Annotated in this window: 21 protein-coding genes; 18 read left to right on the forward strand and 3 right to left on the reverse strand. The window is 64.8% G+C overall.

The annotated features are described in order from the left end of the window. Window positions 1-117: 117 nt before the first annotated feature. The 9 genes from RHPLAN_RS08020 to RHPLAN_RS08060 all read left to right on the forward strand — a co-directional run bounded on the left by RHPLAN_RS08020 (window position 118) and on the right by RHPLAN_RS08060 (window position 8,717). Window positions 118-744, forward strand: a complete 627-nt coding sequence (locus tag RHPLAN_RS08020) for a TetR/AcrR family transcriptional regulator (protein WP_068015744.1) — start codon at window positions 118-120, stop codon at window positions 742-744. A 107-nt stretch (window positions 745-851) separates the two neighbouring features. Beyond that, window positions 852-1,829 (forward strand): Bug family tripartite tricarboxylate transporter substrate binding protein, encoded by a 978-nt coding sequence (locus tag RHPLAN_RS08025; protein WP_068015746.1) that lies wholly within the window; start codon window positions 852-854, stop codon window positions 1,827-1,829. 126 nt (window positions 1,830-1,955) lie between these two features. Continuing rightward, window positions 1,956-3,185 carry an LLM class flavin-dependent oxidoreductase gene (locus tag RHPLAN_RS08030; protein ID WP_068015748.1) on the forward strand — a complete coding sequence of 410 codons (1,230 nt, stop codon included), beginning with the start codon at window positions 1,956-1,958 and terminating at the stop codon, window positions 3,183-3,185. Between the two features lie 15 nt (window positions 3,186-3,200). Next, window positions 3,201-4,001, forward strand: coding sequence for an alpha/beta fold hydrolase (locus RHPLAN_RS08035; protein WP_068015750.1), 801 nt, complete (start codon window positions 3,201-3,203; stop codon window positions 3,999-4,001). 105 nt (window positions 4,002-4,106) lie between these two features. Further along, window positions 4,107-4,865, forward strand: coding sequence for a molybdate ABC transporter substrate-binding protein (locus RHPLAN_RS08040; RefSeq protein WP_198164763.1), 759 nt, complete (start codon window positions 4,107-4,109; stop codon window positions 4,863-4,865). Window positions 4,866-5,259: 394 nt separating this feature from the next. After that, a complete protein-coding gene (locus RHPLAN_RS08045; RefSeq protein ID WP_237180080.1) occupies window positions 5,260-6,339 on the forward strand; it encodes a hypothetical protein in 1,080 nt (359 codons plus the stop codon). Window positions 6,340-6,489: 150 nt separating this feature from the next. Further along, window positions 6,490-6,951: a MaoC family dehydratase gene (locus RHPLAN_RS08050; protein ID WP_237180081.1), complete on the forward strand. Its 462-nt coding sequence runs from the start codon at window positions 6,490-6,492 to the stop codon at window positions 6,949-6,951. After that, a complete protein-coding gene (locus tag RHPLAN_RS08055) occupies window positions 6,948-7,442 on the forward strand; it encodes a MaoC family dehydratase (protein WP_068015756.1) in 495 nt (164 codons plus the stop codon). Before RHPLAN_RS08050 ends, RHPLAN_RS08055 begins: the two co-directional genes overlap by 4 nt. Window positions 7,443-7,478: 36 nt before the next feature. After that, complete coding sequence (locus RHPLAN_RS08060; protein WP_068015759.1) at window positions 7,479-8,717, forward strand: MFS transporter; 1,239 nt, start codon at window positions 7,479-7,481, stop codon at window positions 8,715-8,717. Window positions 8,718-8,879: 162 nt separating this feature from the next. On the opposite strand, the gene RHPLAN_RS08065 is transcribed toward RHPLAN_RS08060, so the two are convergent. Together RHPLAN_RS08065 and RHPLAN_RS08070 are read right to left on the reverse strand one after the other, a co-directional pair. Next, a complete protein-coding gene (locus RHPLAN_RS08065; protein WP_068015761.1) occupies window positions 8,880-9,581 on the reverse strand; it encodes a hypothetical protein in 702 nt (233 codons plus the stop codon). 926 nt (window positions 9,582-10,507) lie between these two features. Next, window positions 10,508-11,299, reverse strand: a complete 792-nt coding sequence (locus tag RHPLAN_RS08070; protein ID WP_068015764.1) for a 16S rRNA (uracil(1498)-N(3))-methyltransferase — start codon at window positions 11,297-11,299, stop codon at window positions 10,508-10,510. A 206-nt stretch (window positions 11,300-11,505) separates the two neighbouring features. Here RHPLAN_RS08070 and RHPLAN_RS39130 point away from each other — a divergent pair, with 206 nt between their 5' ends. From RHPLAN_RS39130 to RHPLAN_RS08090, 4 genes are read left to right on the forward strand one after another with little or no spacing between them, the layout of a single operon-like run. Continuing rightward, window positions 11,506-12,267 (forward strand): hypothetical protein, encoded by a 762-nt coding sequence (locus RHPLAN_RS39130; protein ID WP_157100132.1) that lies wholly within the window; start codon window positions 11,506-11,508, stop codon window positions 12,265-12,267. A 19-nt stretch (window positions 12,268-12,286) separates the two neighbouring features. Continuing rightward, window positions 12,287-13,222 (forward strand): 4-hydroxybenzoate octaprenyltransferase, encoded by a 936-nt coding sequence (ubiA, locus tag RHPLAN_RS08080; protein ID WP_068015771.1) that lies wholly within the window; start codon window positions 12,287-12,289, stop codon window positions 13,220-13,222. Window positions 13,223-13,230: 8 nt separating this feature from the next. Continuing rightward, window positions 13,231-14,211 (forward strand): amidohydrolase family protein, encoded by a 981-nt coding sequence (locus RHPLAN_RS08085; RefSeq protein ID WP_068015776.1) that lies wholly within the window; start codon window positions 13,231-13,233, stop codon window positions 14,209-14,211. A 41-nt stretch (window positions 14,212-14,252) separates the two neighbouring features. Further along, window positions 14,253-15,230 carry a Bug family tripartite tricarboxylate transporter substrate binding protein gene (locus tag RHPLAN_RS08090; protein WP_068015780.1) on the forward strand — a complete coding sequence of 326 codons (978 nt, stop codon included), beginning with the start codon at window positions 14,253-14,255 and terminating at the stop codon, window positions 15,228-15,230. 7 nt (window positions 15,231-15,237) lie between these two features. On the opposite strand, the gene RHPLAN_RS08095 is transcribed toward RHPLAN_RS08090, so the two are convergent. Then, window positions 15,238-15,807: a DUF6101 family protein gene (locus tag RHPLAN_RS08095; protein ID WP_068015783.1), complete on the reverse strand. Its 570-nt coding sequence runs from the start codon at window positions 15,805-15,807 to the stop codon at window positions 15,238-15,240. A gap of 268 nt (window positions 15,808-16,075) precedes the next feature. Between RHPLAN_RS08095 and RHPLAN_RS08100 the strand changes: the two genes are divergently transcribed. Genes RHPLAN_RS08100 through RHPLAN_RS08120 form a run of 5 tightly spaced genes read left to right on the forward strand, consistent with a single transcriptional unit; the run spans window position 16,076 to window position 20,563 of the window. Then, a complete protein-coding gene (locus RHPLAN_RS08100; protein WP_068015787.1) occupies window positions 16,076-17,428 on the forward strand; it encodes a TldD/PmbA family protein in 1,353 nt (450 codons plus the stop codon). Continuing rightward, window positions 17,415-18,221 carry a 3'(2'),5'-bisphosphate nucleotidase CysQ gene (locus tag RHPLAN_RS08105; protein WP_068015789.1) on the forward strand — a complete coding sequence of 269 codons (807 nt, stop codon included), beginning with the start codon at window positions 17,415-17,417 and terminating at the stop codon, window positions 18,219-18,221. The genes RHPLAN_RS08100 and RHPLAN_RS08105 overlap by 14 nt, the downstream gene beginning before the upstream one ends. A 50-nt stretch (window positions 18,222-18,271) precedes the next feature. After that, window positions 18,272-18,523, forward strand: coding sequence for a DUF4170 domain-containing protein (locus RHPLAN_RS08110; protein WP_068015792.1), 252 nt, complete (start codon window positions 18,272-18,274; stop codon window positions 18,521-18,523). Window positions 18,524-18,549: 26 nt separating this feature from the next. Next, window positions 18,550-19,263 (forward strand): lysophospholipid acyltransferase family protein, encoded by a 714-nt coding sequence (locus tag RHPLAN_RS08115; RefSeq protein WP_068015797.1) that lies wholly within the window; start codon window positions 18,550-18,552, stop codon window positions 19,261-19,263. Next, entirely contained in the window at window positions 19,256-20,563 is a 1,308-nt protein-coding gene (locus tag RHPLAN_RS08120) for a 3-deoxy-D-manno-octulosonic acid transferase (protein WP_157100133.1), read from the forward strand. Before RHPLAN_RS08115 ends, RHPLAN_RS08120 begins: the two co-directional genes overlap by 8 nt. Window positions 20,564-20,567: the final 4 nt, after the last annotated feature.

The following is a 20,567-nucleotide window of genomic DNA, read 5'->3' on the forward strand; positions in this document are numbered from 1 at the left end:
GGCGGACCTGCGCGGCCGATGCGGTCGCGGTTGGCTTGGGCTCCCCTGGCCGTCGCGCTCATCAAGTCATTGTTACACTGGGTGTAATTCTCGACGGAATTATGCGAGAACCGCGTCATGCGTGAGGCCACCTCCAGGCATGTCACCCCCGGGCATGCCGCACCCAGGCCGGAAGGACTGCGCGAGCGGAAGCGGCGCGAGACGTTTCAGCGGATCGCCGATGCCGGCCTGCGCCTGTTTCTCGCCAAGGGCTACGAGGCGACGACGCTCGACGAGATCGCTGCTGCCGCCGGCATTTCCCGCAGGACGTTCTTTTATTATTTCGAGAGCAAGGATGATGTCCTCCTCGCCCAATTGACCGGCTATGAGGAGATCATCAAAGAGTCGATTCTTGAAAAATCGCCGGCCGAGGCGCCGATCGATGTTGCGTGCCATGCGCTGCAGAAGGCCGCGGCCCGGTTTCCGGCGTCCCAGTCGCTGGCATTCGCGCGGCTGATGCGTGAACGCCAGGCGCTGCGCGCACGGCAGCACGGAATTGGTTTTCTGCGGTTCGAGCAGGTTCTGTACGAGACGCTGCGTGAGTTGTGGCCGGCAAAAGGGCGCCGCGACCGCTTGCGTCTGGTCGCGATGGCGGCGATGTGCGCGATGCGCCTCGCCAGCGATACCTGGATCGAGGAGGACGGCAAGCGTCCGCTCTCGAAATACATCCAAGACGCCTTCAGAGATTTGAAATCCGAAATTTGATCGCGGTGGCCCGCCGCGCGGGGTGCGGCCTGAAGCGCGCTTCCGATTTTGCGCGACCAGCATACAATCACGGCAACGACACAGAAGCCTGTCAGGGAGGATAAGCCATGCTGCATCGGTTGATCGGCGTCATCGCGCTTGCGTTTGTTGGGGTGTGCGGCTTGTCGGCCCATGCCGGCGCGCAGACTTACCCGGCGCGGCCCGTCACCATCGTGGTGCCGAATGCCGCGGGCGGCGGCACCGACACGGTGGCGCGGCTGATCGCCGATCAGCTCTCGAAACAGATGAACCAGAGTTTCGTCGTCGAAAACAAGACTGGCGCCGGCATGGTGGTGGGAACGCTCGCCGTCGCGAAGGCTGCGCCTGACGGCTACATGCTGCTGACCGGATTGAACGGCAATCTGACCGTGAATCCCAGCCTCTACGCGAAGCTTCCTTACGATGCGGTGGCCGATTTCAGGCCCGTCGCCATGCTGGCGGAATACCCGTTCATGGTCGTCGTGAACAACGATCTGCCGGTGCACTCGATCAAAGAACTGATCGCCTATCTCAAGGCCAATGCCGGCAAGGTCGACTATGCGTCGGCCGGCAACGGCACGGGTCAGCATCTGGCGGCCGAGCTGTTCAAGATGATGACCGGCACCGAGATGACTCACGTCGCCTATCGCGGCGCGCAGCCGGCTTATCAGGACGTGATCTCCGGCCGCGTGCCGGTGTTCTTCGACAACATGTCGACCGCCATGAGTCTCGCCCAGGGCGGCAAGGTGCGGGCCCTGGCCGTCACCTCGAAGACGCGCTCGTCGCTGATGCCGGATGTCCCGACGATGGAGGAGGCCGGTCTGCCGGGTTACGAGTACCACACCTGGTTCGGTCTCTGGGCGCCGAAGGCAACGCCCGACGCCATTGTCGAAAAGCTCAACGCCGAAGTGAAGAAGGCCTTGGCGGAGCCGTCCGTCCAGCAGCGCATCGCCGCCCAGGCCGGTGCTCCCTCGCACATGGAGCTGAAGGACATCGATCCTTTCGTGAAGGCCGAGATCGAGAAGTGGGCCGCGGTCGTCAAGCGCGCCGGCATCAAGGTGGAATGATCGGTGGGACGTCGCAGCTATGACAAGTCGCGCTGACTGCGATGCGCGCGGCGTGGCGCCTGCGCGTTGAGCCGTGGCGCACGGCCACGTAGCTTACCAAACAACAGCCGCATCCAAGGAGCGTCCATGAAAGTCTGCATGTTCCACCTGATGCCGTATCGGGATCTGCCTGCCGACTTCGAGGACCGCTACCAGACCGCCTATGTCGATCCGCTGTGGTTCGATGTCGCCGACGCCGACAAGGTGGGCGAATACTACAACGACACGCTGGATGAGATTCTGCACGCGGCCTCGGCCGGGTTCCACGGCGTCTGCACCAACCAGCACCATCAGAACGCCTACGGCTTCATGGCCAATCCGAGCCTGATGGGCTCGGTGCTGGCGCGGGCGACCCGCGGCCAGAACGTCGCGATCATCCAGCTTGGCTCGACGCTGCCTTCGACCAGCCCGCCGACCCGCATCGCCGAGGAATATGCGATGCTCGACTGTATCAGCGGCGGCCGGCTGATCGCGGGATTTCCGACCGGCCTGCCGACCGATGCCGTGATCTCCAACGGCGTCGTTCCGATCGAGCAGCGCGAGCGCTACCGCGAGGCGCTGAGCCTCGTGCTGAAGGCGTGGTCGGCGAAGGACTTCTTCGCCTGGAACGGCAAGCATTATCAGCTCGGCAAGGTGAACCTGTGGCCGCGGCCGATCCAGCAGCCGCATCCGCCGATCTGGATTCCGGGCTCCGGCATTTCATCGACGGCGGAGTACGTGGTCAGCAACGACTACTGCTTCTGCCATCTCAGCTATCACGGCGCCAAGAACGCCACCTACACGGCCGACCGCTACTGGGAACTGGCCGCGAAGAAAGGCCGCGACGACAATCCGTATCGCTACACGTTTCTGCAGCTGATCGGCGTCGCGGACACCGACGCCGAGGCCGAAGAGCTCTACGCGCCGCACGTCGAGTATTTCTTCCGCAAGCTGCTGCACACGCCGTCGCACTATCAGCAAATTCCGGGCTGTCTCGAATACCCGGCGCTGGTGCAGGCGCTCACCAACAATCCGCGCGGCGGCTTCAACCTGCGCGAAATGCGGGCGCGCGATTTCTACGACAACGGCTTCGTGATCGTCGGCAGCGCGAAGACCGTGCGCGATCAGCTGGTCGAGCACATGAAGCGCCTCCGTGTCGGCCACCTGCTGACGCTGCTGCACTTCGGCTCGATGCCGACGGATCTCTGCAAGCGCAACATCGACCTGTTCGCGCGTGACGTGATGCCGTCGCTGCAGGGCCTGTGGAGCGACTACGAGGATCGCTGGTGGCCCGAACGTCTCAAGGCCTCCTCGCGCGCCATGGCCGCGGCCGAGTAGCGGCGGAGAACAGTCATGGCGTCTTCCGAAACGCGCAGGCTCAAGCTCTGGCAGGGCCGGATCGAAACCGATGTCGAGATCGCCGGCAGCGGCCCGCCGCTGCTTTATCTGCACGGGCCTTGGGGGCTGGCGCCGGACCGGGCCTTTGCGGCGCGGCTTGCCAGCCGGCACACCGTCTATGCCCCGCGGTTTCCCGGCACGACGCCGGGCGACTCCGAAGGAGCGCACGCGCTCGATAGCTGGCTCGATCTTGCCGTCTACCACGCCGAGTTGCTCGATGCGCTGAAGCTCGATGCGCCCATCGTCGTCGGCCATTCCTTTGGCGGGCTCCTTGCTGCTGAACTTGCAGCCGCGATGCCACGCTCGGCCGCGCGTTTGGTGCTGATCGATCCGGTCGGGCTTTGGCGGGACGATCTGCCGGTGAAGAACTGGATGATCCTGAGCGAGCGCGAGCGCAAAGCCACGCTGTTCGCCGATCCCGAGGGCGAAGCCGCGAAAAAGTTCTTCGCCGTGCCGGGCGATCCCGCCGGACGGGTCGACACGCTGTCCCAGTTGATCTGGTCGCAGGCCTGCACCGGCAAGTTCGTCTGGCCGTTGCCCGATCGCGGACTGAAGCACCGGATCCATCGCATCGCCGCGCCAACCCTGATCGTCTGGGGCAAGGCCGACCGTGTGATCGACCCGGCCTATGCGCAGGAGTTCGCCAAGCGGATCGCCGGTGCGAAGCCGCTCATGATCGACAGCGCCGGACATCTGCCGCATCTCGAGAAGTTCGAGCTTGTGGCCAAAGCAATCCAGGAGTTTGCCGGCGGTTGAACAGAGCAACAAACCGCGTAAAGCGATCCAACGGGTGGAATGTATTATAGCGAGCACTGCGTCGGTCAGAAGGTGGACGAGCGACTGAAGAACAGGGGCCCCCTTATGAAAATTCTTGCCATCGCAACATTCGCAACGCTGCTGGCCTGGCCTCACGCCGCCGCAGCCCAAATCAAGGTGCTGATGTCGGGCGGCTTCTCCGGCGCCTACGAGCAATTGTTGCCGGAGTTCGAGCGGACGAGCGGCATCAAGGTCACGACCGGATCGGGCGCGTCACAGGGCACGGGGCCGCAGACGATCGGCGGGCAGCTCGCAAGTGGCAGCACGGCGGACGTGGTGATCCTGTCGAAGGAGGGCCTCGAGGAGCTGGTTGCCGCCAAACGGATTGCCACGGGTACAGAAGTGAACCTCGCGCGCGTCGGCTTGGGCGTGGCGGTCAAGGCGGGCACGCCAAAACCGAACGTCGGCACGGTCGAGGCGTTCAAGCAGGTGGTGTTGGCGGCGCGGACCGTCTCTGGCGCCAGCACGAGCGGCATCTGGCTGCAGAAGGAGCTCTTTCCGCGCCTTGGCATTGCCGACAAGCTCGACGTCAAGATCGTGCCGCGCGGCACCGGTGCGGTGGCCATGGTCGTCGACGGCAGCGCCGGCGTCGCGGTGATGCCGATCAGCGAAATCATCACCGCCAAGGGCGTCGATCTCGCGGGAGCGCTCGCGCCGGAAATCCAGTTTCCCCAAGTGTTCGCCGCCGCGATCGTCGCCGGTTCGGGTCAGGCCGACAACGCCAGGCGATTGATTGCTTTCCTCTCCTCGCCGCAAGCCGCGGCGGCGATCACGAAGAGCGGAATGGAGCCGATCGGGCGCTAAAGAGGCGAGCCCAGCCAATCATTGTCGTTTGATGCCGCGCCTCGGACTTGGTCGGCCAGATGAATGTCGGCCAGATGAATGTCGGCCAAGTGAATGTCGACAGGTGAATAGAGTCTCATGCGCGGCGCACTCTCGAGTTGCGTGCCGGCGGAAAACCAGCTATCGAGGCGCCCCGCAACACCATTGCTTGGAGGCGACCATGTTGACGACCGTGCGCTTCCCGGGTTCGACGCGCGACATTTGACGCGCTGCCCGGGATTGATCCCGGGGCGAAATCCTAAAGCCCTCATCTCAATCGAATCTGCCTGCGGACCTCTTTGGTTCGCGCTGCCGAATTGTTGTCATGACTTCGAATCTCTTGCGGGTCCCGTGCCGGGGCGCCGTGCGTTCCGACATGCTCGAACGTCAGCTCCGGCGATACCATCCGCGTTTCCAGGGCGCCGTGTGCGCGCTGGCGACGCGGCACTCGCGCGTCGCGGACCTCGCCACGAGCTTTCCTGCGCTGCTCTTCGCGCTCGCCGTTCCGCGGCCGGGGCTTGATGCTGCGCGCGCGTTGGCGCACGTGATCGATGGCCGCGCGCTCGCCGAGGTCGCGGCGGCGGCTGACGTGCCGATGTGGCTCCGAAAATTGCCGCCGGAGGCATTCGCACGTCCAATTCCGCGACTGCCTGACGGCGAGCTGTTTCGCCGGCATATCGCCAATCACCTGCCGCGCTCGCGCAAGCTTTCGCCGGCCTGGCTGCAGATCGTGGCGCGCGTCGCCGAGCTTGCGCACGAGCCCGCGGCGGTGTGGATCGCGCGCGAGTTTCTCCGCGAGCCCCGGCATGTGAATCCCGAGCGATTGCGGCTGGTCAGCCTCTGGTCGTGGTTCTCCAGTCAGCCCGCAACGCTCGGACATTATCTGATCGACAAGCCGTGGACGCCGGATGTGCATATCGGTCCGGCCCTTGCGGCTGCCGACGATTGGCGAACGATGATCGACCTGCATGTCAACCTTGGCTATCGGCCGATCGCCGATATGTGGCTCAAGCCCGCTCGGGTGGCCGGTTACGACTTCCTGCCTTTGAGTTCGATTGTCGCGATCACCGATGAGGCGGTCGCCATGAGCAATTGCGTTCGCACTTACGGCAACCTGCTGGCGCGCAACCGCTCGCGTCTGTGGAGCGTCCAGCGGGATGGCGCGCGCGTCGCCACGCTGGAGCTTGGCTTCCGTTGTGGTGACCCGCTGCCGTGCATCGTTCAGCTCAAGGGTGCAGGAAATGCCTCGGCCTCGCGGGAGCTGTGGTGGGCGGCGCGCCAATGGCTGAACACGCACGACTTCTCGCAGATCAACTTGGAGCGGCGCGCCTGCGACCGGAGACCGCTCGATCGCACCACATGGCTGTCGCTTTGGCGGCCGTATTGGCTCGCCAAGCGGCGCCTCCCGGAATGGTTGCCGATCGCGCCGTCGCTCCGCGCGCTGAGTGCGCTGTGAGCCGGCAGAATCAGCCGGGCGGTGGCGTCACGTTGCAGGATTTTGGATCAATGACGCACGTCCCTGTGATTTTCTGTGATGGCTCGCGGGTTGACGTGGTCGTGCCGCGGTTCTACCGAAGCACTTCACCCGCCGAGAGTTCAGCCTCCAGTGTCTCAGCTTCATTGGGAAGACTTCACGCCCGGCCGGGCCTTCGAGCACGGGCCGCGCCGCCTGCCGCGCGACGAGATGATCGCGTTCGCGGCCGAGTTCGACCCGCAGCCGATGCATCTCGACGAGGCTGCGGCGCGCGAGACCATGCTCGGCGGCCTCGCGGCGTCCGGCTGGTATGTCTGCTGCATCCTGATGCGGATGTGCGTCGATGCCTTCCTCGGCCAGTCCGCCTCGATGGGCGCGCCCGGCGTCGACGAGGTGAAACTGCTCCGCCCGGTCCGGCCGGACGACGAACTCATGTTTCGCGCCACCGTGCTCGAAACCCGCGCCTCGAAAAGCCGGCCGGACATGGGCCTGGTGCGCTTCGAGTTCGTGATGTCCGACATGCAGGGCCGCCAGGCCGTGGTGCTCATCACCTCGCTGATGATCGGCCGCCGGCAGAAGGGCGACGCCGCATGAAGTTTCTCGAGGACGTTCCGGTCGGCGAGCCCATCGATCTCGGCAGCCACACATTCACGGCCGACGACATCAAGAGGTTCGCCCGGCGCTACGATCCGCAGCCGTTTCATCTCGACGAGACGGCCGCGGCGCGCTCGCACTTCGGTGCGCTGTGCGCCTCGGGTTGGCACACCGCCGCGACCTGGATGCGGCTGATGGTCGAGCATCAGGAGCGCTACGCCGCGGCTCAACGGGCCCGCGGTGAGGCGGTCGCGGAGCTTGGGCCGTCACCGGGCTTTCGCGAGATGAAGTGGCTTAGGCCGGTCTACGTGGGCGACACCATCAAGTATTCTACGGAAATTATAGACAAGCGCGTGTCCAACAGCCGTCCAGGCTGGGGAATCATCACGATTCGCAACATCGGGGTGAACCAGAAGGGCGAACCGGTGATATCGTTCGTCAGCGTGGTCTTTCTTCAGAGCCGCCACCAGCGCGTTTACGCGCGTCTTTGACGCGCCCGGAGCGAAACGAGGTAACCAGCTCGAGCCATGACCGTGGCCAGCGAGGCGGCCGAACAACATGACGCGGCCCAAGTCAACGTGGCCGAAGTCAAAGCGAGAGAGCATCGCGCCATTGGCGTGGCGTCAGGCGCGCATGCGCTGCACGACGGCTACACCGATCTGATCTACGTGATGCTGCCGATCTGGCAGAGCGAGTTCGGCATCGGTTATGCGGCGCTGGGTCTGCTGCGCACCTGTTATTCCGGGACGATGGCAGGCCTGCAAATCCCGTCGGCGCTGTTGTCGGAGCGCCTGGGCGTGCCGCTGGTGCTGGCGATTGGCACCGCGTTGTCGGGGCTTGGCTATCTCATTGCTGGCACCAGCTCGGGTTTCGTCATGCTGGTGATCGCGCTCCTGATCGGCGGGCTTGGCTCCAGCACGCAGCATCCGCTGGCGTCGGCGCTGGTGGCGCGCGCCTTCGCGGGCCCGCGATCGTTGAAGGCGCTCGGCACCTACAATTTCGCGGGCGACATCGGCAAGATGTCGGTGCCGGCATTGGCCTCGCTGCTGCTGGTCGTGATGGCCTGGCGGCCGGTGGTCGCGATCCTGGGGTTTGCCGGCCTCGCCGCTGCGGTTGTGATCTATGCGCTGACGCCGAAAACGGTCGCGGAAGCGCCGGCAGCATCCAAGAGCGACGACAAAACCGAAGTCTCAGCGCCGGCGAGCCGCAGCCGTGCGGGATTTTGGCTGCTGCTCGCCATCGGCATGGTCGACAGCGCCACCCGCATGGGGCTTCTGATCTTCCTGCCGTTCATCCTGATCGGCAAAGGCGCGGCGCTGCCGACCATAGGCCTCGCGCTGACGCTCATCTTCGCCGGCGGCGCGGTCGGCAAATTGGTCTGCGCCTTCATCGGTGCGCGGCTTGGCGTGATTGGTACGGTGTGCCTGACCGAAGGCCTGACCACCGCGGGCATTCTCGCGCTGCTGCCGCTGCCGCTCGAAGCCGCGATGGTGCTGCTGCCCCTGATCGGCGTGATGCTGAACGGCACCTCGTCGGTGCTTTACGGTTCGGTGCCGGAGCTGGTCGAGCCCGACAAGCGCACGCGGATGTTCGGCATCTTCTACACCGGCACCATCGGTTCGGGCGCGGTATCGCCTGCGCTGTACGGCCTGGTCGGCGACGCATTCGGCGTTCCGATGGCGATCTGCGTGGTGGCGGCGCTCTGCCTGCTGACCTTGCCGCTCGCGTTGCTGTTGCGGCCGGCGTTGCCGCAGTCGGCGCGCTGACGCGAGTTGCTTCAGGCCAAAAAAACACTGACAAAGAACAGTCTGCGCGGTTCATTGAAGCCGCGCGGCTGTTGGAGTCCGATGAAATCGGAAAAGAATTCGAACGAGCTTTCACCAAGATCATGCCGCCTAAGGCGGCGAGAAAACCTCGATAAAATAGCCTTAGACGCGCCACTTGTGAGGGCACGTTGGATCATAACGCATAGTGATTTTTATGCCCCGTTGCTTCGGTGAATTGTTCGGGCGGACGATGCGAAGCGGCATTTCATACATTGCCTCTTTTATCCAACCTCTTAGTACCGCCTCATCGTAGACGCTGTGCAGCCGTTTAATATCGCGCTTCGCGCCCCACGGTAGATCGAGGTGCTTAACTCCATCCCTGTTTCCATCTTGGTGCCACTTGCGCACCCACCACGCCCATAAATCGGCTGCTTGCAGGGGCATAAAATCTTGGTCGTTCCGGTATATTGGGCAGTCACAAATGAGCCGCCGAACGTCTGGCGGAAATGATTTGCGAAACCAGTCCCAACCTGAAATCACGCGTTCCTTTTCCGATTCGTTGTCAAAAATGAAATCGATGGGTTCGAATAAACCTAATCTGTGCTGCTCTTGCGCTAGGTTCTCGACGATCAATCTGGATGCGTACAAATACGGGTTAATCAGGCTTTGATAATTGCTTATCGAGCGGCCTACGAACTCATCTACAATTCGAACCAGAGCGGCTTTGTCCATCACGCAGGATATCGCCGCCAATATGTTGTGCTCTTCGATGGTTCTGTAGAAAAAGGCGGCAACCTCTGGACGTTGAGCCATCTCATGCGTCTTGAACGCACGTAAGCCAGCAAGATCGCGCTTTCTTTCCATGCGTCAGAGAATTTGGCCCACTCATCAGCCTGAGCAACATAGCCAGCAATGACCAAGGTATTTGGGTCGCCGGTGCCGCTACCGTCTACGTACGCTTGAAGCATGGCCATCCATCGGGTGGCCGCCGCTGGGCGAGGGATGCCAATAACAAGACCCCCAGACTGCCGCACATGCCAACGCGGGGAGAGGGTAACCACGGCTCACCCGCCAGCCAATAATGGCAATTTGGTTGGGTACGATAAGTACAATATGCCGCAAGATTTGATACCGCCTTTCCCCATTGACGCACAGTAATGTTCATGATAAGTTCTCATTTACCTCGCTCACTGAGGCCGTCATCTAGAGACGTCTGTTTGGCGGAGCGAGGTGTGGCGCCTGCAGGCGTGGCCCGTGACCACGTCCCAGGGTGCGATGCCATCGTCCGTCCCCGATGAGGGGGCCGCCTTCAGTGGCAGGGCGCGATCGGGTGAAGGGCCAAGGCAACGCGGCCTTAGGGAAGGGTTCGTCCCGCACCGTCCGATCGAATCTCGAACGAGGGTATCGCGTTAAGTCGCCACCAGTGGAGCGCCGGAAGGCGTGCGGGCTTCGCAACAAGCCCGCGGCACCCTCGCAAGGGGTGTCGACTGAGACGTGGCGCCAACCGGCGCTCCGCTCCCTCATTCATGTGAGGGACAAGGAAGAATAGAGGCGCCAGCCCCGCGCCTGCTTTGAAGGGGCCGATGAATCACGCCTGCATGGATGTTTGGATGGCGCGCGAAAGCGTTGGCTGTTGGACAAGCGGAGCTGAGAAGCGCGCGGTGCTCTCCCCACGGTCATTCCGGGGTGCGAGCGTAAGCGAGCGAACCCGGAATCCAGACGGGGGTTCGGTGCTCGGTGCTGGATTCCGGATAACCGCGCTTCGCGCGGTTTCCGGAATGACGGCACCCTCAGCGCCAATCGCCGAGCACCGCCTGCACGAGCGCCAGCGCCGCGACGGCCGCGGTGTCGGCGCGCAGAATCCGGGGGCCGAGCGACAGCCGCACCATGTTGGTGAGCTTGAGCACGACGGCGCGCTCCTCTTCGGAAAACCCACCCTCCGGCCCGATCAGAAGCGCGATCGGCTGCCGGCCCTCGCTTCCCGCATCCGCCATGGTCAGCGGCAGCATCGCGGACGGCGATTGCCGCGCATCGGCCATCGCCTTGAGCGGGTCTTTCACGTCGGCGTCCTCATCGCAGAACACCAGGAGCCGCTCGGCCTCGCGTGCCGCAAGCGCGCGACCGAACGACAGCGGTTCGCCGATCTCCGGAACGGTGAGCACGCCGCACTGCTCGGCGGCCTCGATGGCGTTGGCGCGCATGCGATCGAGGTTCACCCGCGTCACCTGTGTGTGCTGGGTCAGGACCGGCTGCAGGCGCGAGACGCCGAGCTCAACCGCCTTCTGCACCATGTAGTCGAGCCGCTCGTGCTTCAGCGGCGCGAACAGATAGTGGAGATCGCAAGGCTCGGTCTGCTCTCTCGTCTGCTCGGTGATCGAGAGGGTTGTCGTCTTGCCCCGCGCCGTGACGGTGGCCCGCCATTCGCCGTCCTTGCCGTTGAACGCCAGCACCGGGTCGCCGGGCTTCAGCCGCAGCACGTTGGTCAGGTAGTGGGCCTGCGGCTTTTCCAGCGCGATCTCGGCGCCCGGCGCGAGCGCGTCGTTCACAAACAGGCGAGGCGTGCGAAAGTCGTAGCGGGCCACGGCGGCATTCCGGATCGATGGGTCTGGCTTTATCGCCTTTTTGGGGGTCGGTGCCAGCCGTTAACGCTTTATGCCGCGGGCATTTGCCGCCCTATCGCCAGAATTGCAGGCTTGATAGAAGGCCCCGACAGGGGCGCGCCCGGATCAGGGAGCTGGGGACGGAAATGACAGCGCATCGCTTCCTCGGGGTTTGGAACCTCCATTACGTGTTCGCCGGCGCAGCCGTTCTGCTGTGTGCCGCGCTGACGCCCGCCGCCGCGCAGTTCCCGTCGCCTCCCGGCCAGACCTCCTCGGCGTCGCAGGGCACCAGTCCGTTCCCCCCGCCCCCCGGCCAGCAGCAGCAGAAGCCGGCCAACAACCCATTTCCCGCGCCCGGACAGGCATCGGTCTCGCCCGGCGGTTTCGGCAGTCCGGCGCCGGGCGGCTTTGCCCCGGCACAAGGTGGTTTCGGGACCCCGGCGCAAGGTGGCTTCGGCAGCGCGCCGCAAGGCGGCGGCTTTGGCGGCGGCCCGGCGCAGGGCGGTTTTGTGCGGCCGGGCGGCTTCAGCCAAGGCGCGCCCCAACAGGTGCCGGAAGCGCAGAAGATCTGCCTGAACTTCCCGGCCATCCGCGAGGAGGTCGAAAAAGGCGCCGCCGGCATCCGGGCGGCGGGCGATCGCAAGGCGAGCCGCGAGGAGGTCTGTCCGCTGTTCAAGGCGTTCGCGGCCAAAGAAGAAAAAATGCTCAAGTTCCTCACAACCAACCAGAAGCTCTGCGGCGTGCCGCCGAACATCGTCACGCAGATGAGGCAGAACCACGCCAAGACGATTCAGATTCGCAACAACGTGTGCAGCACAGCTCCCGCTGGCCCCGCTGCCGTGCCCACGCTCAGCGATGCGCTGGGCGGGCCGATCCTTCCCGACGACACCTCGGTGAAATCCGGGCGTGGCACCTTCGACACCCTGACCGGCAACGTCCTGCAACGGTGAGCCGACCGAGGAGGCAGCCATGAGCGACGCCTCGGGACGCGTCGCCGATGCCATCGGAAACTGGGTCGATCACAGTGCGCCCGGCTGGCTGAAGCCCTACCTGCGGCTCACCCGTCTCGACCGGCCGATCGGCTGGTGGCTTTTGCTGTTGCCGTGCTGGTGGTCGTCGGCGATGGCCGCCGTCGCCGACCGGGCCTGGGGCCCGAGCCCGTGGCACATCTTTCTGCTGTTCGTCGGCGCCATCGTGATGCGTGGCGCGGGCTGCACCTGGAACGATCTGGTCGATCGCGACATCGACGCCCGGGTCGAGCGCACGCGTTCGCGGCCGATTCCATCGGGGCAAGTGAGCGCGCGCGCCGCGCTGGTGTTCCTGGTGGTGCAGGCTCTGGTGGGTCTGCTGGTGCTCGTGCAGTTCAATCGCTTCGCGATTCTGGTGGGCATCTCCTCGCTCGCGGTGGTCGCGGTCTATCCGTTCATGAAGCGCGTCACCTACTGGCCGCAGATTTTTCTGGGCCTCGCCTTCTCCTGGGGCGCGCTGATGGGCTGGGCCGGCGCGCGCGGCGCGCTCGAACTGCCTGCGTATCTCCTTTACGCCGGCTCGATCGCGTGGGTGATCCACTACGACACGATCTACGCGCACCAGGACCGCGAGGACGACGCGCTCGTGGGTTTGAAATCCACCGCGCTGCTGTTCGCCGAAAAGACCAAGCCTGCGTTGATGGCGTTCTCGACTGCGGCGGTGGTGCTGATCGGGCTCGCCGGATATCTCGCCGGCGCGGGCGTGGTGTTCTCTCTCGGCTTGGCAGTCTTTGCGGCGCACCTCGCCTGGCAGATCGTGTACATCGACCTCTCTAATCCGGACTCGTGCTTGAAAATGTTTCGCGCCAATCGCGATGCCGGTCTGATCCTGTTCGGGGCTTTGCTGCTGGACGCGGTCGCTCATCGCATGTTCTGATCCGCGTCATGACCGTCATCGACATTCACACGCACATGATTCCGCAGGCTTGGCTGGACCTCCTGCAGCAGGACGGCGGCGGCTACGAGTTGAAGAAGACCCGCGCCGGGCAAACCGCGATCCATCTGGCCGGTGCGCCCTTCGTGACGCTGATGCCCGAGATGTTCGATTACGCGCTGCGGCTGCAAGCCATGGACGCCGCCGGCGTCGACATGGCGATGCTGTCGCTCACCGGCCCCAACGTGTTCTGGGGTTCGCGCGAGACCGGTGTGAAGGCCGCGCGCATCGCCAACGCGGCCTATGCGGAGGCGCAGAAGCAATATCCCGACCGCATCCGCTGGGTTGCTTCGATCCCGTGGGAATATCCCGACGATGCGCTGGCCGAACTCGCCCGCGCACGCTCCGATGGCGCGCGCGGCGTCGCGATGCTCGCCAACATCCGCGGCCGCGACCTGATCGATCCGCTGTTCGAGCCGGTCTGGGCCGAGATCGACCGGCAAGCCTTACCGGTGTTCGTGCATCCGACCATTCCGCTCGGCGGCGAGGATATGCGGCTCGACGAGTTCAGCCTCGCGACGCCTGTGGGCTTCATGGTCGACACGACGCTATCGTTCACGCGGCTCATTCTCTCCGGTTTCCTCGATCGCTATCCCAACCTGAAGCTGATCGCGCCCCACGGCGGCGGCACGATGCCTTATCTCAGCGGCCGGTTCGACCGCTGCTACGACACCATTCCGGCCTGCCGCGCCGCGATCAAGGAAAAGCCAAGCGCCTATTTGCGCCGTATCTTTTACGACACCGTCGTCTATGAGCCCCGGGCGCTCGCGATGTGCATCGATATCGCCGGCGCCGACAACGTGCTCTACGGCACCGACTTTCCGCACAATGTCGGCGACATGGCGGGTATCCTCGCTATGGTACGGGACTTGCCTCAAGATCAGGCCGGAAAGGTCGCAGGCGGCAACGCGCGGCGGATTTTCGGACTCTGATTGATCGTGCGACGCGACGAGGGGTGACGACGAGGGGTGACATGGCGCGCTTCAAATTCCAATCATCGGTGCTGACCATCGCGGCGGTCGCTCTGGCGCTGCTCGCGCAACATCCGGCCCGCGCGGAAACCTATCCGACCCGCACCATCAAGCTCGTGGTGGGATTCGGCGCCGGTGGCGGCGTCGATATCGTGGCGCGGCTCGTCGCGCAGAAGATGCAGGAGTCGCTCGGCCAGAACGTCATCGTCGAGAACCGGCCTGGCGGCAACGCCATGTTGGGTCCCGACATGGTCGCGAAGTCGGCGCCCGACGGTTACACGTTGCTCTATGCCGCCGCGGGTCAGATGTCGGTGAGTCCTGCGATCTATACGAAGATTCCCTATCAGCCGCTTCGTGACTTCGTGCCGATCTCCATGGTCGCAAGCTATCCGTTGCTGCTGATCGTCAGCCCCAATCATCCGGCGAAGAACCTGAAAGACTTCATCGCCTGGACCAAGGCCAATCCCGACAAGACCAACTACGGCGCAGCTTCCGCGGGCTTTCAGCTTTCGACCGAGCTGTTCAAGCTGCGCACCGGCGCGGCCGGCCAGCCGATCGTGTTCCGCAGCACCAACGAGTCGGTCACCAACGTGATCGGCGAGCAGGTGACCTATGGTTTTGCCGAGCCGCCACCGAGCCTGCCGCAAGTGCAGGCCGGCAAGGCGCGGGCGCTGGCGGTGACGGCGCCGAAGCGAATTCCCGAGTTGCCCGATGTGCCGACCTTGCACGATGAAGGCATCGATGTGGATGTCCGGCTGTGGTCGGGACTTTTTGCTCCCGCCGGAACGCCGCCGGACATCATCAAGAAGCTCGAGGCCGAGTGCATGCGCATCGCGCAATTACCGGACGTCAAGGAGAGGCTCCGCGCGCTGTCGAGCGACGCGGTCGGCAGCAGCTCGGCCGAATTCACCAAGGAGCTCGGCGCCGAGATCAAGATGTGGACCGATGTGGCCCGGCAGGCAAAGCTGTCGTTCGAATAGGGTGTGCTCAGTCGCGCGCGATGATCTCGCGCTCGTCGCGATGCACGGTGGCGCCAGGCGTGGGCCGTCCGGGCTTTCGTCGCATCAGAATCGAAGGCCTGCGCCAGCGGATCGCAGCGCGGCGCTTCTTGCGCGGCGCGGCGGTGCCGACGCTGATCTGTCCGAGCCGCTGGAACGGCTCGCGCAGCGCGCCTTCGCCGTCGTCGACCAGCAGCGGCACGCCGAGCACCCGGCTCCAGGATTTCCATTCGACCATCGCCTCGTCGCCGCGGTCGGCGACGAACAGCGGAACCGAGAGCGCGCTGTCGCGATGCTCGAGCATCACGGCGACGGCCGCCGGCTGGTCGCCGTCGGGCGGCAGGGTCTTGAGAGTGACCCCGCGGAATTCACGGATCGGCACGCCCACCTTCATGGGAATGCCGCGCACCGCGCGGCGCAATACGACGCGCTCGCGGTCGAGTTCGATGTTTCTGACCTGCCCATCCGCGCCGCCGTCGCGTGCTTCATAACGCGCAGGCAGAGCGTGAGGGTCGAGCCGCAACGCGCGGCTCGACCCCGAGGCACCTTCGGCACCCATGTTTTGACGCCTCAAACTCTTCCCAGCCGGACTTATTCGCCCGGTCATGCCGCAATGATGCCGCAGGCCTGTCTGGATAAGCTTAAGGGGTGCGGTTAACCCGCATTAGCGAAATGGGCTTTCCCGGCCATGCTTGACGAGACCTTTCGGGGCAAGGTGCAAATTTTGCAAACGCTCTCGAATTGCCAGGGATTCGGCCTTATCTCTGGATGGCCAGCGGCCAATCCCTTGTCAGAGTTGGCCCCCCCACCTAAACCGTCAGTGCCTCATGGATTCTCTGTTCGATCAATCCGCCCTCCAAACGCTCGCCGACCGGCTGATCAAGGCTGCGCGCGCGGCCGGCGCCGATGCCGCCGACGCGGTCGCGATGCGTTCGGTATCCCAATCCGTTGACGTTCGTGACGGTGCTGTGGAGGAATCCCAGCGCGCCGAAGGCAATGACGTCGGCCTTCGCGTCATGGTCGGCAAAAAGCAGGCGGTGGTCTCGACCAACGATCTAAGCAGCGATGGCGTCAACGCCCTGGCCGAGCGTGCGGTGGCCATGGCGCGCGTTGCGCCGGAGGATCGTTACGCCGGTCTTGCCGACCAGGATCTGCTCGCCAAGAGCTTCCCCGATCTCGATCTGATCGACCGTGAGCTGCCCGACACCGCGGCCCTTGAGGCCATGGCGCGCCGCGCCGAGGAGGCCGGTCGCGCCGTGAAGGGCGTCACCAAGTCCGGCGGCGCAGGCGCCTCGGTCGGCATCGGCGGCATGGTGCTGGTGACGAGCCACGGCTTCTCCGGCTCCTATCTCGGCTCGCGCCACAGCGTCTCGATGCAGGCGATCGCCGGCGAAGGCACCGGCATGGAGACCGACTACGATTTCTCCTCGGCGCTGCACGCGACCGACCTCGACGATCCCGAAAAGATCGGCAGAACGGCCGGCGAGAAGGCGGTGGCGCGGCTCAACCCGCGCAAGGTTTCGACCCGCAAGGTGCCGGTGGTGTTCGACTGGAGCATCGCGGGATCGATCGTCGGCCATCTGGTCAGCGCCATCAACGGCAGCGCGATCGCGCGAAAGACGAGCTTCCTCAAGGACAAGATGGGCGAGCGCCTGTTCGCGGCCGGCATCAACATCATCGACGATCCGCTGCGAAAGCGGGGCTTGCGCTCGCGGCCGTTCGACGCCGAAGGTGTCGCCGGCAAGCGCATGGCGTTGATCGAAGACGGCGTGCTGAAGACCTGGATTCTGGACAGCGCGACCGGACGCGAGCTGGGCCTTGCCACCACGGGCCACGCCGGCCGCAGCGCGTCGTCGACGCCGTCGCCGTCGCCGACCAATCTGCATCTCGAAGCCGGCAAGCTCAGCCCCGAAGAGCTGATCAAGGACATCGACGAAGGCTTTTACGTCACCGACCTGATCGGGTCCGGCGCCAACATGGTCACCGGCGATTACAGCCGCGGTGCTGCGGGCTTCTGGATCGAGAAGGGCCAGCGCACCTATCCGGTCAGCGAAGTGACGATCGCCGGTCACATGCTTGACATGTTCCGCACCGTGACGCCGGCCAACAATCTGAGATTCCGCTACGGCACCAACGCGCCGACCGTCCGGCTGGAAGGGCTGACGATTGCAGGCGTCTGAGACCTCCACCGATTATCTGCGCGATTGCGAGAGGCTCGCCGTCGCGGTCCAGGAGGCTGGCGCCATCGCCATGAAGTTCTTCCGCGGTCCGCTGAAGAGCTGGACCAAGGGGGCGGGCGATTCCCCGGTCAGCGAAGCCGACATCGCCGCGAACGATCTTCTGCACAGGCACTTGCTCCGGGACGGCGACGGCTGGCTGTCGGAGGAAAGCGAGAATGACCCGAATCGTCTCGACGCTCGCCGGGTCTGGGTGATCGATCCCATTGATGGGACGCGGGCCTTCATCGCCGGTCGCGAGGACTGGACGATTTCGGCCGCGCTCGTGATCGGCGGGCGGCCGGTTGCCGCGGCGCTGTTTGCACCGGCGACCTCGGAACTGTTTCTGGCAACCGCGGGCGGTGGCGTCACACGCAACGGCGCGCCGGTCCATGTCACAAATGGCGGGTTGGCCGGCACCCGGATCAGTGGGCCGAAACGCGTGCTGGAACGCATGGCCGCTCATGACACCGGAATTGTCGTGATGCCGCGCGTGCATTCGCTGGCTTTGCGGCTGGCGCGTGTGGCCCATGGCGAACTCGACGCCGCGATGGCCGGCGGCAACGGCCACGACTGGGACCTTGCGGCTGCCGATCTTTTGGTGCACGAAGCCGGAGGCGTGATGACCGCACTCGACGGCGGGACGCTCGTTTACAACCGGCCCGATCCGGTTCACAGCGTCCTTATTGCTGCGGGACGCGAGCGGCACGCCGCGCTGGTCGATCTTGTGCGCGCCCAGACCAGCGAGCCGGGATAACCCGCGCGCGCTCATCGCGCATGGCGAACGAACGGCGAAGGATTGAGGCTATGTCCGCAGCACCCAGCAAGCAGCTTCTTCATCTTGTCATCGGCGGCGAACTGACCGGCATCGACACAACCGAATTCAAGGACCTGGACAAGGTCGACATCGTCGGCGTCTATCCGAACTACGCTGCGGCCCACGTGGCCTGGAAGGCCAAGGCGCAGCAGACCGTCGACAACGCCCAGACGCGCTATTTCATTGTCCATTTGCATCGTCTGATGGATCCTGAAGCGACCGGCCCAGGCTCGGGTCGCTGAGCCGGCCGCTGGTCTGGCTTTGTCGTATGGTGTCATTCCGGAAGTTAACCCACGCGCCTTGGTTCCAAAGGGCGGCCGGCGTTACCGCAGCGCACTATCTGCAACTGGTCTGGCACACGACGCGGTTCGCCGTTGAGCCGCTGGATGCTCTGGAGCGGATTCCGCAGCATGCTCCGCTGATCCTTGCGTTCTGGCACGGGCAGCACTTCTTGACGCCGTTCGTCAAGCCGCCGAACCTGCGCGCCAAGGTCTTGATCTCTCGTCATCGCGACGGCGAGATCAATGCGGTCGCTGCGGAGCGGCTCGGCATCGAAACGATCCGCGGTTCAGGCACGCATGGCACCGACTTCGCGAAGAAGGGTGGCGTGTTCGGTTTCAGTGAGCTGGTTCGAGCCCTCAAAGAAGGCTGCAACGTTGCCATGACAGCCGACGTTCCCAAGGTGTCCCGGGTTGCAGGGTTTGGTATCGTCAAGTTGGCGCAGATGTCCGGCCGGCCGATCTATCCGGTGGCGATCGCGACGCGGAGGCGCTTCGTGCTCGACAACTGGGACCGCACCACGATCAATCTCCCGTTTGGCCGCGGCGGCGGCGTGGCCGGCGCGCCGATCCACGTGCCGCTCGATGCCGACAGCCAGACACTGGAACTCGCGCGCCGCGCTGTCGAGGACTCGCTCAACGCCGTGACGGCCCGGGCTTATGAACTCGCCGACGGCACCACCGGGGAGCAGGCCGGTGGCTAGTCGGACGCCGTTCACGCTGCGGGTCTATCAGGGGCTGACCTCCGCCTCGGTGCCGGTCGCCGATCTCGTGCTCAAGTCCCGTCTCAAGCGCGGCAAGGAGCATCCGACCCGTTGGCCGGAGCGGCGCGGGCAAACCGAGGCGACGCGGCCGGACGGCCCTCTGGTGTGGATGCATTGCGCAAGCGTCGGCGAATTTTTGGCGATCCTGCCGCTGATCGAGCGGCTTGATGGGCGCGACATCCATCTGCTGGTGACGTCGGGCACGGTGACCTCGGCCGAGGTGGCGAAGCAACGGCTGCCGGAGGACGTGATCCATCAATTCGTTCCGATGGACGTGCCGCAATTCGTCGGTCGCTTCCTCAACCATTGGAAGCCAGATCTTGCGCTGTTCGTCGAATCCGATCTGTGGCCGAACTTGATTACGGCGAGCGCGCGCCGGAAGATTCCGCTGATCCTGATCAACGGCCGGCTGTCGGAGCGCTCGTTCCGCCGCTGGCGGCGCACGCCGCGCACCATCGGCGCGCTGCTCAGCCATTTCGATCTGTGCCTTGCGCAATCGGCCGAGGACGCCGCGCGCTACGCGGGCCTCGGCGCGCCGCGCTATGTCACCACCGGCAACCTCAAGCTCGATGCGCCGGCGCCGCCGGCCAACCCCGAGAAGCTCTGGGCGCTGCAAGGCGCGATCGGACAGCGTCCGGTTATCGTCGGAGCCTCCACGCATCCGGGCGAGGAGGCGGCGCTGATCGATGTTCACCGCCGCCTGCGGCACAGCTTCCCGGGGCTGTTGACGATTCTCGTGCCGCGGCATCCGGAGCGCGGGCCCGGCATTACCGAGATCGCGCGCGTCGCAGGCCTCAACCATGCGCAGCGCTCGGTTGGCGAGATGCCCAACCGCGACACCGAGATCTACATCGCCGACACGCTCGGCGAACTCGGCCTGTTCTATCGCCTTGCGCCGATCGTCTTTGTCGGCGGTTCGCTGGTGCATCACGGCGGGCAGAACCCGATCGAGGCCGCGAAGCTTGGAGCCGCGATCCTGCACGGGCCTCATGTCTGGAACTTCGGTGAAATCTATACGGCGCTCGACGCTGCGGGCGGGGCTGAACTGGTCACCGACGTGGGCAAGCTCACGGTTCGCATCGGCTCCTGGCTGAAAGACAACGAGGCGCGCAAGAAGGTGGCACAGACCGGCCTGAAGGCCATGGACACGCTTGCCGGCGCACTCGACCGCACCGTTTCTGCGCTCGATCCTTATCTGATGCAGTTCCGCCTGGAGCGGCAAGCGGGCGAAGGGGCCTGAGACC

The sequence above is a fragment of the Rhodoplanes sp. Z2-YC6860 genome, from assembly GCF_001579845.1.
Taxonomy (GTDB): Bacteria; Pseudomonadota; Alphaproteobacteria; order Rhizobiales; family Xanthobacteraceae; genus Z2-YC6860.

What these genes read in the sequence shown, in the direction of transcription:
- RHPLAN_RS08085 (WP_068015776.1), top strand. Translation starts at nt 13,231, where the DNA reads ATGACCGTCATCGACATTCACACGCACATGATTCCGCAGGCTTGGCTG.
- RHPLAN_RS08065 (WP_068015761.1), bottom strand. Translation starts at nt 9,581, where the DNA reads ATGGAAAGAAAGCGCGATCTTGCTGGCTTACGTGCGTTCAAGACGCAT.
- RHPLAN_RS08040 (WP_198164763.1), top strand. Translation starts at nt 4,107, where the DNA reads ATGAAAATTCTTGCCATCGCAACATTCGCAACGCTGCTGGCCTGGCCT.
- RHPLAN_RS08035 (WP_068015750.1), top strand. Translation starts at nt 3,201, where the DNA reads ATGGCGTCTTCCGAAACGCGCAGGCTCAAGCTCTGGCAGGGCCGGATC.
- RHPLAN_RS08055 (WP_068015756.1), top strand. Translation starts at nt 6,948, where the DNA reads ATGAAGTTTCTCGAGGACGTTCCGGTCGGCGAGCCCATCGATCTCGGC.
- RHPLAN_RS08090 (WP_068015780.1), top strand. Translation starts at nt 14,253, where the DNA reads ATGGCGCGCTTCAAATTCCAATCATCGGTGCTGACCATCGCGGCGGTC.
- RHPLAN_RS08025 (WP_068015746.1), top strand. Translation starts at nt 852, where the DNA reads ATGCTGCATCGGTTGATCGGCGTCATCGCGCTTGCGTTTGTTGGGGTG.
- RHPLAN_RS08030 (WP_068015748.1), top strand. Translation starts at nt 1,956, where the DNA reads ATGAAAGTCTGCATGTTCCACCTGATGCCGTATCGGGATCTGCCTGCC.
- RHPLAN_RS08095 (WP_068015783.1), bottom strand. Translation starts at nt 15,807, where the DNA reads ATGGGTGCCGAAGGTGCCTCGGGGTCGAGCCGCGCGTTGCGGCTCGAC.
- RHPLAN_RS08115 (WP_068015797.1), top strand. Translation starts at nt 18,550, where the DNA reads ATGGTGTCATTCCGGAAGTTAACCCACGCGCCTTGGTTCCAAAGGGCG.
- RHPLAN_RS08060 (WP_068015759.1), top strand. Translation starts at nt 7,479, where the DNA reads ATGACCGTGGCCAGCGAGGCGGCCGAACAACATGACGCGGCCCAAGTC.
- RHPLAN_RS08045 (WP_237180080.1), top strand. Translation starts at nt 5,260, where the DNA reads ATGCTCGAACGTCAGCTCCGGCGATACCATCCGCGTTTCCAGGGCGCC.
- RHPLAN_RS08100 (WP_068015787.1), top strand. Translation starts at nt 16,076, where the DNA reads ATGGATTCTCTGTTCGATCAATCCGCCCTCCAAACGCTCGCCGACCGG.
- RHPLAN_RS08110 (WP_068015792.1), top strand. Translation starts at nt 18,272, where the DNA reads ATGTCCGCAGCACCCAGCAAGCAGCTTCTTCATCTTGTCATCGGCGGC.
- ubiA (WP_068015771.1), top strand. Translation starts at nt 12,287, where the DNA reads ATGAGCGACGCCTCGGGACGCGTCGCCGATGCCATCGGAAACTGGGTC.
- RHPLAN_RS08020 (WP_068015744.1), top strand. Translation starts at nt 118, where the DNA reads ATGCGTGAGGCCACCTCCAGGCATGTCACCCCCGGGCATGCCGCACCC.